A 13,465-nucleotide genomic window follows, 5' to 3' on the forward strand; every position below is an offset into this window, starting at 1 on the left:
CGTGATCCACATCACATAACCGCGCGCCCACTTCTCCTAGCTTCCGGCCACGCCGAAAACGGGAGCCACACGATGCGCAAAATCCTTCTGATTGCCGCCCTGGTTCTCGCCTCGGCGTCCGCCGAGGCCGCCGGCCCCCGCAGCCTGTCGCTGGCTTCGGCCAACGAGCCGGCCGCCGCGCAGCCGGCCACGACCAACATGGCGGTGGCGCAGTCGACCGATGCGGCCAAGCCCGCCGCAACGCCGGCCTATGTCGAGCGGCCGTCCGCGGTCTCGACCCCGGCGCTTGTCGCCGCCACGACCACGAATTCAGCGCCTGCGGCCACGCAGACCCAGGTCGCCACCACCACTACGACCCAGCCGGCTACCCAGACCACGGTCAAGACGACTGCAAAGGCGAGCAAACCGAAGCACAAGACCATCTGGACGGAGCGGAGGATCATCAGCGAGCTGCATCGTCACGGCATCTACTGGTAAGGCCTGCGCGCACTCTCCCTGAAACGACAATGGCCGGGCGGGAGCCCGGCCATGACGCATCTATGCGCTGATTTGACGCGCTACTGCGAGACCGTCTGCACCACGCTCGAGATCGGGCGGGCGTTCGTTGCAGCAGTCGGCACTTTGAGGTCCTTGAGCAGGGCCTCGTCATATTCGGGCAGCGTCTGAAAGATCGTCTTGGCCTTCATCTGCACGACCTTGTAGCCGCCGGCCTTGAGGCGCGCGAGCAGTGTCGGCAGCGCTTCGCCGGTGTGTTTCTGGAAGTCGTGCATCAGGATGATGCCCTTGCCGAGCTTGTCGAGCCTCGTCATCACGGTCTCGACGATCTTCTCCGGCGTGGCACCCTTCCTGAAGTCGAAGGAGTCGATGTCGGTCGAGAACATCGCGACGTTGCGGGTGCCGAAATAGTTCACGATCGCCGGATTGTGCTGAAGCTGCGGGAAGCGGAAGAACGGCGCCGGGTTGGTGCCGAGCGCGTACTTCACCGCGCTAAAACCCTTCTCGACTTCGTCCTTGGCCTGCTGCTCCGTCATCTTCTTGCCGTTCAGGTTGACGTGCGACCAGGTGTGAGTGCCGACGGTGTGGCCCTGTGCGAGCACCTGGCGCAGGATTTCCGGATGATAGGTCGCATGCTTGCCGACCGAGAAGAACAGGCCTTTCGTGCATTCGTCAGCGAGCGCCTTCAGCACGGCGGGCGTGTTGTTCGGCCACGGACCGTCGTCGAAGGTCAGCACAACTTCCTTCTCGGTGAGGAAATCGAACTGCTTGAAATGATCGAAGCCGAAGCCGGGGCCGCCGGTGGTGTCGATCTCGACCACGCGGGAAACGCCGAGCGCATTCGGATTGGCGCAGGCCGGCTTTTGCGCGACGGGGGCCGGCGGAGGCGCGGGCGGCGGAGGCGGTGCGGCCGCTGCGACCTGCTTGCCGGACAGTGCCGCCGTGACTTCGACGTCGTCCTTGGCGGAGAGTTTTGCCGGCGCCGGATCGGGCTTGCGCGCGGCTGTGGTTTGGGGAGCGCCCGTTTCGGCGCGCGAGGAATAGAAGAACCAACCTCCGGCGATCACGACCGCCGCAATCACACTGGCCAGCATCAGGCCCAACGCATTACGCATCGCTATTCTTTCCAATTACGCAACCAAACAAGCGCTTTTCCCTCGCGCCCAGCCATTAATGCGAAGGAACAGTTAACGTGACACCAACACGACGGCGATTGCGGAGGAATTTCAGGCGGGTTCGCTTATGTGACTGACGTCACAATCCGGGGGTCGCCCGTGACAGTCATCACAGTGGAAACGGTTTTCATGGAGCATCGTAGTTCCCATTAACAACGGGCCCGCGAGACGCGGCGCCAATGGGAGCTTCAAATGAATACGTCTCTGATTGCCAAGATCCGCGACTCCAGCCTGGCCCTGGGCTTTGCCGCCCTGGTTTCGATCATCTCCTCGACCTCCAGCTTCGCCTACACCGCCGAAGCGCAGCAGATGTGCACCGGCGACGCTTTCCGCCTGTGCTCGTCGGAAATCCCCAACATCCCGAAGATCACCGCCTGCATGATGAAGCACCGCGCTGACCTCAGCCCCGGCTGCCGCGCCGTGATGGACAAGGATCTTGCCAAGGGTGCGACCCGCAAGGTTGCCGACGCCAACGAGAGCGCCAAGTAAGACGTCTGTTCTCCGAGCTTCCTCCCTTGGTGCAAGTGCCCCGGCGCAAGCCGGGGCCACTCGCCCAAGATCAACGCTTTCACAAAAGTCGTTGCGGTGATGGAACCGTCGCTCTAGCTTCGCCCGCCTATTATCCGGGTAAGAGGCGTCACGCGATGACCAGATTTCTTTTTGTCGTTCCCTTTATTCTTGTTGCATCGAGCGCATCAGCGCAGCAGGGGCATGATGCCTGCGCGCGCGACGTCTCGCGCTTCTGCCGTGCCGTGATGAACAATGGCGACATGGCCGTGTTGTCGTGCCTCAAGCAGAATCGCCCGCGCCTGAGCAAGGCGTGCGACAAGGTGCTGACCGAGCACGGGCAGTAGGCTTCCCCACCGCGTCAAGGGATTGTAGCCCAGATGAGCGCAGCGATATCCGGGACGCTAGCCCCGCATGTCGCTAACGCTCATGCGGGCTACACGCGCAACAGCTACGTGCTGCTTCCCGCGGCGGTCGCGACCACCGGCAGCACCTCGCCTGCGGCGGGGTCCGGCGTTCCCTCGTTCCAGCGCACCGAGCCGAACGGACGCTCCAGCATGCGACGGATCCGCACCGGCTCGGGTCCGATGTGAAAAGCGATCGCCTGCTGATGCAGCGCGCGCTCGGACTGCGTCGAGCGATTGCGTTGACGCAGGTAATCCAGCCATGTCGGGCAATGATAGCGCTCGGTCCACAATTCGGGGTCGGCGATGTCGCGCGCGATCGACCAGCCATAGGCGCCGTTGCGCTGCCTGGAGAGCTGCACGTCCTGCATCACATTGTGGAAGGCGCGCGCGTTCTCTTGGCTGACACGATACTCGATCTCGACCACCAGCGGCCCGCTGCGCCCGGTCAGCGACAGCTTGACTTCGGGATCGGCCAGCACCTCGGCATCCTCATTGCGCGCGCCGACGCGGGGCATGGCGAGCCAGAGTCCGACCAGCGGCGAGAGCAGCATCGTTCCGGCCGCAACGAGCAGCGCGTATTCGACGCCGACATAGTCGGTGAGGTGACCCCAGCCCCAGGCGCCGATCGCAATACCGCCGGCGATTGCGGCCTGAAACGCCGCGAGCGAGCGTCCCGCCACCCAACGCGGCGCGGAGAGCTGCACGCCGATGTTGAACAGCGCCACCGCGGCCATCCAGACCGCGCCGGCCAGCACGAGGGCTGCCGCCGTCAACACCGGCTCCTTGCTGATCGCGAGTGCAGCCATCGCAAAGGCCATCGAGATCGTGCAGGCGCGGATCGCCGATTCGCCGCTCATGCGCTTGCGCACCTCGTGGATGTTGAGCGCGCCGACCACTGCGCCCATGCCGAACGCGCCCAGCAGGATGCCGTAGGTCTGCGCGCCGCCATGCAGGAGATCGCGTGCGATCAGCGGCATCAGCGCCATGACGGCGCCGCCGATCAGGCCCATCACCAGCGTGCGCGTCAGCACGATCTTGATCGGTGGAGAGTTGGTGATGTAGCGAAAGCCGGAGACCATCGCCCGGTTGAGCTTCTCCCGCGGAAGGCGCGAGGGTTCGGTGGTGCGCCGCCACAGGATCAGCACAGCGAATAGCGGCAGATAGAGAATCGCGTTGGCGGCGAAGGCCGCCACGGCACCCAGGGACGCGACGATGACGCCGCCGATCGCGGGGCCAAAGCTGCGCGCGATGTTGTAGCTGATGCCGTTCAGCGCCACCGCCGAGGGCAGCGCATCCGGCGGCACCTGCTCGCTGACCGAGGATTGCCAGGCCGGGCCGAACAGCGCATTGCCGCTTCCGACGATGAAGCAGAAGGCGAGCAGGGTTTCCGGGGTGATCAGCTTGAGCCAGGCGAGCACGGTGAGTGCGGTCGCGCCGATCAGCGCGATCGAGAGCGAGACCAGCGTCACGATGCGCCGGTCATACATGTCGGCGATGGCGCCGGCCGGCATCGAGATCAGCATGATCGGCAGCATCAGCGCGGTCTGCACCAGCGCCACCTTGTCCGCCGAGGCCGCCATCTGCGTCATCGCCCAGGCCGCGCCCACGCCCTGGATCAGGAGCCCGAGATTGGAGAGCAGGCTGGCGAGCCAGATGCGCCGGAACACGGTGTACCGCAGCGGGGCGGTGATCCCGTCGGATCTCGGGCGTTTCGGCTGCTCGGTCATATCCCCTTCCACGCAGGCTGCTAACAGCGGTTCGACGATTCCAGGTCCAAAATTCCAGGTTCAAGTGATGCCTGCGAAAGTCCTTCGCTGTCCAGTGTTTAGGCGGCTATAAGCGACGCAGCGGACAGGTTTTGAACGCTTGAGAAGCCAGGGAGGAACACGATGAAACTGTCGCGACGGACGATCTTGCTGGGCGCGAGCGCCCTGCCTTTCGCGACTGCGAAGTTCGGCACGGTGGCGTGGGCGCAGACTGCACCCCCGCCCGGTGAGGTGCCGCCGATCCTGTTCGTCCATGGCAATGGCGACTACGACGCGCTCTGGATGACGACCCTGTGGCGGATGGAATCGAACGGCATCGCGCGCGAGCGCATGATGGCGCTCAATTTCACCAATCCGAATGCGCGCAGCGACGACAAGGTCGAGCAGCCGGATCGATCCTCATCCGAGGACCAGCGCCGCGAGCTCGCGGCGGCGATCGCCGAACTGAAGCGTCGCACCGGCGCGGCACGCGTAGCGCTGGTCGGCAGCTCGCGCGGTGGCAACTCGATCCGCAACGTCATCAAGAATGGCGGCGCGGCCGATGTCAGCCACGCCATTCTCTGTGGCACGCCCAATCACGGCGTCTTTGCCACCGACGACGCGCCGGGCAACGAGTTCAACGGCCGTGGGGCGTTCCTGCGCGCGCTCAACGAAGGCGAGAGCGAAGTGACGCCGGGGCCTGCGTTCCTCACGCTGCGCAGTGACGGCATGGACAAATACGCGCAAGCGGACGGCCGGTTCATCGGTCGGCCCGGCGTGCCGACCAACGTCACGGTCGAGGGTCCGGAGCTGAAGGGCGCCACGAACCTCGTTCTTGGCACGCTCGATCACCGCGAGGTCGCGTTTCATCCACGCGCATTCCGCGAGATCTACAAGTTCATCGCGGGACGCGAGCCGGCGCGCATTGCCATCAAGCCGGAGGCGAGTGTCAAGCTGAGCGGCCTGGTGACCGGGATGCCCGGCGGTACGCCGACCAATCGTCCGGTCGCTGGTGCCACGGTCGAAGTCTTCCGCGTCGATCCCGAAACTGGTGAACGCAGGGGCGACCCGCTGTACAACAGCAAGACGGCGGCCGACGGCCGCTGGGGGCCGGTGCAGGTCGATCCCACCGCATTCCTCGAATTCGTACTGACCTCACAGGACGCGCCGACGACGCATATCTATCGCTCGCCGTTCCCGCGCTCGTCCGACGTCGTGCATCTTCGAGCTGCGCGCCCGCTCGGGCCGACCGATGCCGGCGCCGGCGCGGTCGTGATCATGTCGCGGCCGCGGGGCTATTTTGGCCTGCCGCGGGACGTCGTGCTGTTCGACGGCAAGGAGCCGGCCGACGTCAAGCCGGGCGTGCCCACGGATTCGGCAGCCACTCTGCGGCTTCCGGCCTCGGACGTCGGGCGTAACATTGTGGCAGAGTTCAACGAAGAACGGATTGTGGCACGGGCCTGGCCCGCCCAGGAGAACAGGATTGCGGTTGTCGAACTGACTTACTAGCTATTTTGTTGCAGCGCGCCTGCCGCGGAGGGAGCCATGAGCATCGCCGAAGCCTATGACGCACCGGTGGCACGTCGGCCCCTGGTCCCGCCGAGCCCGCCCCGTGCGCCCGAAGGCATGGGGACGATCGGCCGGATCATGGCGATGCGCGACAGTGTGATCTCCACCTGGGGACCGCGCGCCTATCAGGAAGATCTGATCCAGGCGCGCTTCTTCCTGCGCAGCAATTTCATCGTCAACCGGCCCGACGCGATCAAGCACGTGCTGGTGGACAATTACGAGAACTACACCAGGACCGCGCCGGGCATCCGCGTGCTGCGTCCGATCCTCGGCAAGGGTGTGCTGATCGCCGAAGGGCGACCCTGGAAACATCAGCGGCGCACGCTGGCGCCGGCCTTCGCGCCGCGCGCCGTCACCACGCTGGTGCCGCACATGATCGCCGGCGTCGACGAGGCGATCGAAAAACTCAAGGCCAATGGCGGCCAACCGGTCGACATGCGCGACGCCATGCAGCGCATGACCTTGGAGATCGCCGGCCGCACCATGTTCTCCTTCGAAATGGGACGCCACGGCACGACGCTGCGCGAGCTCATCATGGAGTATGGCGAGAAGCTCGCGCGGCCTCATCCGCTCGACCTGCTGTTGCCGTTGAGCTGGCCGAGCCCGCAGGATTTCGCCCGCGCGCGCTTCAGCAAGCGGTGGATGGAGTTCATGACGACGGTCATGACCGAGCGCCGCGCCATCGGCAAGCAGGAGGGTGCGCCGCCGCGCGATCTGTTTGATCTGCTCGACGCTGCGCGCGATCCCGAGACCGGCGCGGCATTCTCCGAGGAGCAATTGCGCGACGAGGCCGCGACCATGATCCTCGCCGGTCACGAGACGACTGCCACCGCGCTGTTCTGGGCGCTCTATTTGCTGTCGCTCGATCCGGCGACGCAGGATGAGGTGGCCGCTGAGGTGAAGACCGCAATGGCCGCCGGCGCACTTGAGCTCGACCGGCTAAAATTCACCCGCGCGGTCATCGACGAGACCATGCGGCTCTATCCGTCGGTGTTTCTGATCGCGCGCGCCGCGGCGGCGCCGGACATCATCGGCGACAAGCAGGTGCGCAAGGGCGACGTCATCCTGATCTCGCCCTGGCTGCTGCATCGGCACGAAAAGCTCTGGACCGATCCGGATGCGTTCATCCCGGCGCGCTTCATGCCGGGCGCGCCGCAGCCGGACCGTTTTGCCTATCTGCCGTTCGGCGTTGGGCCGCGCGTCTGCATCGGCGCGCAATTCGCCCTCGTCGAGGCGACCCTTGCGCTCGCAAAGCTGGTCGGTGCATTCCGCTTTGACCTGATCGACAAGAAGCCGGTGATGGCGGTCGGTGTCGTGACGACGCAGCCGGACTATTCGCCGATGTTTTCCATCACGCCTCGCTGACGGAAGGCCCGATCGGGAATTATCCCGATCCTCACCCGAGAGGGACTGTCATGAGTGATATCAAGGCTCAGTTTGCGCTACTGAGACAGACCGCGGATGCGACGGTGGCCGATGCTATCGAGCATCTTGTGGAGAAGGGGGCCGATCCCGAACTCAACCGCATCAACGCGATCGACTTCGCCAAGCGGGGCGGGCTCGACGAAGAGAAGGTCATTTCCGGTTTCCTTCACTCGTCGAGGCTCGGGCTGTTCGACCTGACCTGGAACGTGCTGTGTCCGGGCTGCGGAGGCGTTCTCGGCGCGCATTCGACGCTGAAATCCCTCAAGCCCGACGACTACCATTGCGGCCTGTGCGCCTGCGGCTATGAGGCGTCGGTCGACGAGCAGGTCGAGGTCGCCTTCACCGTCAGCCCGCGCGTGCGACGCATCGCGGCGCATGATCCCAACACGCTGCCGGTTTGGGACTATTACAAGCAGATCTTCTGGAGCTCGGGCGTCGACTTCAACGTAGAGGGCTTTTCGACGCTCGCCGACGAGGTGACGCTCGATACGCTTGAGCTGCCGGCGGGCGAGAAGGCGGTGCTGTCGCTGCAACTGCCGAAAGAATTCATCATCATCTTCGAGCCGGTGACGCATTCCGCGCAGTTCATCGACGTGCAGGGTGAGCCGACCAAGGAACGTCAGCAGCTCTCGCTGGTCTACACCAAGACACCGACGCCGACCGGCGGCACGCGGACCATGCGCCCCGGTCCATTGCGGCTGTCGCTCGACAACCAGGCGGACCAGCGCGTGCTACCCTCGGTCTTCATCGCCGGCGAGGCGATGCATCATCTGATCGGCAAGCGTAAACCGTTCCTTACCGCGAAGCGGATGCTGTCCAACCAGACCTTTCGCGACGTGTTCAAGGCCGACAATCTCAGCGTCGACCAGCGGCTGAAGATCACTTCCCTGACCTTCCTGTTCACGGATTTGAAGGGCTCGACTGCGCTCTACGAACGCGTCGGCGATCTCGCCGCCTTCGACCTCGTGCGGGCGCATTTCCACGCGCTCTTGGAAATCATCGCCTCCGAGAAAGGTGCGGTCGTGAAGACCATCGGCGATGCCGTGATGGCGACGTTCATCCGTCCCGAGCACGCGATCGTCGCCGGCTTGAGGATGCGGGCCGCGATGGATGAGCTGAACAAGCGGCGCGGCACCGACGATCTCATCGTCAAGATCGGCATTCATGAAGGCCCGTGCCTTGCCGTCATGCTCAACGAGCGGCAGGACTACTTTGGCCAGACCGTCAACATCGCCGCGCGCGTGCAGAGCCTGTCGACGGCGCAGGAGATCCACATCACCGGCCCCGTGCTCGACGCGCCGGCCGTGGCCGAGATTCTCGAGCAGCGTTCGATCAGGCCGATCCAGAAGCAGGCCGCGCTGCGCGGCATCGCCGACAAGATGGTGGTGTACGAAATACCGTAGTGCGACATCGTCCAGATTGCCGAAACGTAATGCAGCGCGCGGACCTGACGCACATTGCGCCGGTTGGGTTTCACGCTCATATAAGAGCTAGTCGAAGCCGCCCTCGCGGCACCCCCCATCATCGGACTCGGCAGGACGTAATGCTCGACGGATTGCGCCAATTCATCTCCGACATCGTTTCCCCTCAGGCGCAGGAACGTGCCTTCGGCGATAGCGATTATCGTCTGGCCGCCACCGCGTTGCTCATCCACGTGATCTCGCTCGACGGCGAGCCGACACCGACCGAGAAGCGCAAGCTGCACGGCCTGATCGAAAGCCATTTCGGTCTGGACCGCGGCACGGCCGACCGTCTGATTGCATCTGCGACGGAAGTCGAAGGCGACGCCGTCGACCTCTATCGCTTCACCAGCATCATCATGCGCGCGGTCGACGAAGAGGGCCGCAAGCGCATCGTCGAGATGATGTGGGAGCTGGTCTACGCCGACGGCCATGTCACCGAGTTCGAGGACAATGTCGTCTGGCGTGCCTCCGATCTCCTCGCCGTGTCGCAGCGGGACCGGATCGATCTGAAGCACATCGTTGCCAACCGTCGCACGGGCCAGGTCAAGGACAGCGTTACCGGCGGCTGACCGCTCGCGCCCTGCGACCGGGGCGTGCATCGCCGACATGACAAAACTTTAATGTTTCTGACGATTGCCGGGCAATGGAAGAGCCCTGCAAAACAGGGCATTTTCCTGCACGTCCTATCCGCTGCTCACGGCGCCATGCGGTGGGACGGCTTGCGTCGTTCGCAACGCCTATGCTCTCGTCGGTTTTGTTTCCTTCCAATTTGCTTGCATTCAAGAGACTTCCATCGTGACTGAGCGTGTGACGCTGATTACCGGCGCCTCGGCGGGCATCGGCGCGGAGCTGGCGCGTGTGTTTGCCGCGAACGGCCATCGTCTGGTTCTGACCGCGCGCCGTGCCGACCGGCTGGAAGCGCTGGCGAACGAGATTGCCGCCAAGGGCGGCACCAGGCCGATCGTGATAGCCTGCGATCTTGGGGACAGCAGTGCCGGCGACAAGATCGCGGCTGCGCTCGCGGCTGAAGGTGTCGAGCTCGATAATCTCGTCAACAATGCCGGCTTCGGCGTATTCGGTGAGGCAACCAAGCGCGACCGCGCGGAGCAGCTCGGCATCATCGACGTCAATATCCGCGCGCTCACCGATCTGTCGCTCCGCTTTGCCGATCAGCTCGTCAAGAATCGCGGTGGAATCCTCAATGTCGGTTCGGTCGCGGGCTTCCTGCCCGGCCCCGGAATGGCCGTCTATTACGCGTCCAAGGCCTATGTGATCTCCTTCACGGAGGCGCTGCGCGGTGAGCTCGGGCCGCGTGGCGTCCGCGTTACCGTGCTTTGCCCGGGGCCCGTGCCGTCGGAGTTTCAGGCGCGCGCGGGTTTTGCGCCGGGATTTGATTCGGCAGTCCTCAACGTTTCGGCTGCGGATGTCGCACGGGACGCCTATCGCGGCCTGATGGCCAATAAACGGGCAGTGCTGCCCGGTCTTGGCATCAAGATCGTGCCGTTCCTGCTCCGCTTCTTCCCGCGCGGCTTCATCCTTAATGCGGTCGGCCGGTTCCAGATGCGCAAGCGCTAGATTTCGCGTTTTCTTGAACGCGAACCGGTGTCCACTTCACCGGGAAACGCTTTAGGCGCAAAAATCCCCGCATTGGCCCGGGGTTTGCTTTGCAAACCATGTGTGCGCGAACTCACACGAAATTAACGATCGCTTAGTTATGCTGGCGGTCAGGAATCAGCTTTCGGAAAGGCAATGTCGTTCCGGTCTCTCAGCGTTGGTGGCGCAAATCTGGTGCCCTTCCCTCGAAGGACGCCGGGCGCGACCGCCGCTCACCGCGAGCCTTTGCCGGTCCTCATCGTCCTGCATCAGGAATCCTCCACGCCCGGCCGCGTCGGCAATGCGCTGCATGCACTCGGCCACCGGCTCGACATCCGCCGCCCGCGCTTCGGCGATCCCTTGCCCGACACGCTCGAGCGCCACGCCGGCGCCGTGATTTTTGGCGGGCCGATGAGCGCCAACGATTCCGACGATTACGTTCGTCGCGAGATCGACTGGATCGAAATTCCGCTCCGTGAACAACGGCCGTTCCTCGGCATCTGCCTCGGCGCGCAGATGCTCGCCAAGCAACTCGGTGCGCGCGTCGCGCCGCATCCCGAGGCGCTCGCCCAGATCGGCTATTATCCGATCCGCCCCACACGGGCGGGCCACACGCTGTGTCCGAATTGGCCGGATCAGGTCTATCACTGGCACCGTGAAGGTTTTGAGCTGCCGGCCGGAGCCGAGCTGCTCGCTGAGGGCGATGACTTTCCGGTGCAGGCGTTTCGCGCCGGCAATGCCTTCGGCTTCCAGTTTCATCCCGACGTGACCTACGCGATGATGCATTGCTGGACCACACGCGGCTATGACGGCTTTGGCGCACCCGGCGCACGGGCGCGTCATCATCACTTTGCGGACCGTGCCGTCTACGACGTCGTGGAACGTGCCTGGCTGAAGCAATTCGTCGACGGTTGGCTGGCCTGCCGGCCCGTGCTGGCACAGGCCGCAGAATAGTCGCGGCACCTCGCCGCTCGCCATAGTCCTTGCCAAATCCGCAGATGTGTTAGGGTCATCGCCACAAGCAGCCCGGAAGAGGCATGCGTGAGGGAGACCCCATGACAGGCGAGGATTTCGCAAAACTGCTCGACGCGTTCACGCACTCGGCGGAGTCCGGCGACGGCGCCCGATTTGCGCAGCATTTTACCGAAGACGGCGTCTACTACGACTACATCTACGGCCCGCATCGCGGCCGCGCCGATATCGCGCACATGATGCAGGGCCTGTTTCACCGCGATGCCACCGACTATCGCTGGGAGATGTTCGATCCCGTCTTCGACGGCCATCAAGGCTATGCCTGGTCGCTGTCGAGCTTCACCTCGACCATCCCGCAATTCCAGGGCAAGCGCGTCGTCATCGACGGCATGAGCCGCTTCATCATTCGCGACGGCCTGATCGCGGAGTACCGCGAATCCGTCAATGGCGGCGTCGCGATGGCGCAGCTCGGTGTCGAGCCCGCACGCATGGCAAAAGTGTTTTCACGCTGGAGCGGCTGGCTGAACGAGCGGCCGGAAACGCAGGCCTATCTCGCGCGTCCCAGGGGCTCGCGCGCAAAGAGCTAAGCTGACAACAAGAACACAAGGGAGAGAGCGCCGTGAGCTACGAACACATCCTCTATGATGTAGCCGAGAAGATCGCGACCATCACGCTGAACCGTCCCGACCGCATGAATGCGTGGACGCCGATCATGGAGAGGGACGTCCGCCACGCGATGGAGGCGGCAGCGGCCGACGACAATGTCCGCGTCATCATCATCACCGGCGCAGGCCGCGCCTTCTGCGCCGGCGCCGACATGGATGCGCTGAAGGGGCTCGACCCCAACGACATCAGGCGTGCCGCGAGCCTGCCGTCCTTCGACATGAACCGCCGGTCGGACTGGCAGACGCGCTACGGCTATTATCCCTCGATCGGCAAGCCCGTCATCGCCATGCTCAACGGTGCGACCGCCGGCATCGGGCTGGTGCACGCGCTCTATTGCGACCTGCGCTTCGCGGCTGACAACACCGTCTTCACCACCGCCTTCGCGCGGCGCGGACTGATCGCCGAGCACGGCATCAGCTGGATGCTGCCGCGCATCGTCGGCCATGCCAATGCGCTCGATCTCTTGATGTCGGCGCGGCGCGTCTCCAGCGAGGAAGCGCTGCGGATCGGCCTCGTCAACCGGCTCTGTCCGCCCGAGAAGCTGCGCGAGGAGACCTATGCCTATGCCCGCGACCTCGCCGATTTCGTCTCGCCTAGCGCCATGGCCGTGATCAAGCGCCAGCTCTACGAGGTGCCGTTCCAGACGCTCGGGGAGGCCACGATCGAGGCCAACCGGGAAATGATGGTCGCGCTGAACGGTAGCGATTTCCGGGAAGGCGTGGCGAGCTTTATGGAGAAGCGGCCGCCAAGGTTTACGGGGAAGTAGGGGAGCTCGGCGGGGAGGCCTTAGTCCGTCTTCGCCCTGCGGGCTACGCCGGACACCACGCTTCGCCCTTCTGGCTCCTCGTGGCTGCGCCACGCGTAGCCCGAAGGGCGAAGCGTGGTGGAGCCAGGCGGGATCGAACCGCCGACCTCGTCATTGCGAACGACGCGCTCTCCCAGCTGAGCTATGGCCCCGTCGTGGCCGCTCTGGTGGAACGCGGCCAACAATCGGCCGCCATTTAAGTCGCCGCCAAGGTCAAGTCAAGGACGGCGGTAACGCGGTTTTAGCCCTACGGGCGCCGGAACTTCCCTTGTTTGGGCCGGGGGGAACCGATATCTAGCAAAAGTCCACTACCCCGCCCCCGAAGCCAGACAGAGTTTGACCGCCATGCGTGCCGTTCTCGACATCGTCATTATTGTGCTCGACCTCTACGTCTGGCTGTTGATCGCCTCGGCGATCCTGTCCTGGCTGATCGCGTTCAACGTTGTGAACACCCGTAATCAGTTCGTCTCGGCGGTCGCGGAATTCCTTTACCGCATTACCGAGCCGGTTCTGGCGCCGATTCGCAACTTCCTGCCCAGTCTCGGCGGCATCGACATCTCGCCGATCATCCTGATCCTGATCATCATGTTCATCGAACGGGTGATCATGTACTACATCTACCCGAACGTGATTTAGGCCGGTC

At 64.3% G+C, this 13,465-nt stretch carries 14 protein-coding genes and 1 tRNA gene; 12 read left to right on the forward strand and 3 right to left on the reverse strand.

Features of this window, described 5'->3' with window-relative positions:
* The first annotated feature begins 72 nt into the window (after nucleotides 1-72).
* Nucleotides 73-477 carry a hypothetical protein gene (locus JQ632_RS15475; protein ID WP_212403388.1) on the forward strand — a complete coding sequence of 135 codons (405 nt, stop codon included), beginning with the start codon at nucleotides 73-75 and terminating at the stop codon, nucleotides 475-477.
* Between the two features lie 80 nt (nucleotides 478-557).
* Here JQ632_RS15475 and JQ632_RS15480 read toward each other — a convergent pair whose 3' ends face one another.
* The gene (locus JQ632_RS15480; RefSeq protein ID WP_212403390.1) at nucleotides 558-1,610 is read right to left on the reverse strand and encodes a polysaccharide deacetylase family protein; all 1,053 of its coding nucleotides are present in this window, start codon (nucleotides 1,608-1,610) and stop codon (nucleotides 558-560) included.
* A gap of 252 nt (nucleotides 1,611-1,862) precedes the next feature.
* On the opposite strand from JQ632_RS15480, the gene JQ632_RS15485 reads away from it, so the two are divergent.
* Together JQ632_RS15485 and JQ632_RS15490 are read left to right on the forward strand one after the other, a co-directional pair.
* On the forward strand, nucleotides 1,863-2,159 hold the full coding sequence (locus JQ632_RS15485; RefSeq protein WP_212403391.1) for a hypothetical protein: 297 nt from the start codon (nucleotides 1,863-1,865) through the stop codon (nucleotides 2,157-2,159).
* A gap of 155 nt (nucleotides 2,160-2,314) precedes the next feature.
* Nucleotides 2,315-2,524 carry a hypothetical protein gene (locus tag JQ632_RS15490; RefSeq protein ID WP_212403393.1) on the forward strand — a complete coding sequence of 70 codons (210 nt, stop codon included), beginning with the start codon at nucleotides 2,315-2,317 and terminating at the stop codon, nucleotides 2,522-2,524.
* A 104-nt stretch (nucleotides 2,525-2,628) separates the two neighbouring features.
* Here the strand turns inward: JQ632_RS15490 and JQ632_RS15495 are convergent, their stop codons facing one another.
* Entirely contained in the window at nucleotides 2,629-4,311 is a 1,683-nt protein-coding gene (locus tag JQ632_RS15495; RefSeq protein ID WP_212403395.1) for an MFS transporter, read from the reverse strand.
* 162 nt (nucleotides 4,312-4,473) lie between these two features.
* Between JQ632_RS15495 and JQ632_RS15500 the strand changes: the two genes are divergently transcribed.
* The 8 genes from JQ632_RS15500 to JQ632_RS15535 all read left to right on the forward strand — a co-directional run bounded on the left by JQ632_RS15500 (nucleotide 4,474) and on the right by JQ632_RS15535 (nucleotide 12,783).
* Nucleotides 4,474-5,838, forward strand: a complete 1,365-nt coding sequence (locus tag JQ632_RS15500) for a hydrolase (RefSeq protein ID WP_212403397.1) — start codon at nucleotides 4,474-4,476, stop codon at nucleotides 5,836-5,838.
* Nucleotides 5,839-5,874: 36 nt separating this feature from the next.
* Nucleotides 5,875-7,263 carry a cytochrome P450 gene (locus JQ632_RS15505; RefSeq protein WP_212403399.1) on the forward strand — a complete coding sequence of 463 codons (1,389 nt, stop codon included), beginning with the start codon at nucleotides 5,875-5,877 and terminating at the stop codon, nucleotides 7,261-7,263.
* A 50-nt stretch (nucleotides 7,264-7,313) separates the two neighbouring features.
* Entirely contained in the window at nucleotides 7,314-8,726 is a 1,413-nt protein-coding gene (locus tag JQ632_RS15510) for an adenylate/guanylate cyclase domain-containing protein (RefSeq protein ID WP_212403401.1), read from the forward strand.
* A gap of 140 nt (nucleotides 8,727-8,866) precedes the next feature.
* Nucleotides 8,867-9,355, forward strand: a complete 489-nt coding sequence (locus tag JQ632_RS15515) for a TerB family tellurite resistance protein (protein WP_212403403.1) — start codon at nucleotides 8,867-8,869, stop codon at nucleotides 9,353-9,355.
* Between the two features lie 226 nt (nucleotides 9,356-9,581).
* Nucleotides 9,582-10,361: an SDR family oxidoreductase gene (locus tag JQ632_RS15520; RefSeq protein WP_212403405.1), complete on the forward strand. Its 780-nt coding sequence runs from the start codon at nucleotides 9,582-9,584 to the stop codon at nucleotides 10,359-10,361.
* Between the two features lie 174 nt (nucleotides 10,362-10,535).
* On the forward strand, nucleotides 10,536-11,333 hold the full coding sequence (locus tag JQ632_RS15525) for a glutamine amidotransferase (RefSeq protein ID WP_212403407.1): 798 nt from the start codon (nucleotides 10,536-10,538) through the stop codon (nucleotides 11,331-11,333).
* Nucleotides 11,334-11,434: 101 nt separating this feature from the next.
* Nucleotides 11,435-11,938, forward strand: coding sequence for a nuclear transport factor 2 family protein (locus JQ632_RS15530; RefSeq protein ID WP_212403409.1), 504 nt, complete (start codon nucleotides 11,435-11,437; stop codon nucleotides 11,936-11,938).
* A 32-nt stretch (nucleotides 11,939-11,970) separates the two neighbouring features.
* Nucleotides 11,971-12,783 (forward strand): enoyl-CoA hydratase, encoded by an 813-nt coding sequence (locus JQ632_RS15535; protein ID WP_212403411.1) that lies wholly within the window; start codon nucleotides 11,971-11,973, stop codon nucleotides 12,781-12,783.
* 115 nt (nucleotides 12,784-12,898) lie between these two features.
* Here the strand turns inward: JQ632_RS15535 and JQ632_RS15540 are convergent.
* Nucleotides 12,899-12,974: transfer RNA gene (locus tag JQ632_RS15540), tRNA-Ala, on the reverse strand.
* A 193-nt stretch (nucleotides 12,975-13,167) separates the two neighbouring features.
* Here JQ632_RS15540 and JQ632_RS15545 point away from each other — a divergent pair.
* On the forward strand, nucleotides 13,168-13,458 hold the full coding sequence (locus tag JQ632_RS15545; RefSeq protein ID WP_212403413.1) for a YggT family protein: 291 nt from the start codon (nucleotides 13,168-13,170) through the stop codon (nucleotides 13,456-13,458).
* Nucleotides 13,459-13,465: the final 7 nt, after the last annotated feature.

This window comes from Bradyrhizobium liaoningense (assembly GCF_018130955.1).
Taxonomy (GTDB): Bacteria; Pseudomonadota; Alphaproteobacteria; order Rhizobiales; family Xanthobacteraceae; genus Bradyrhizobium; species Bradyrhizobium liaoningense_C.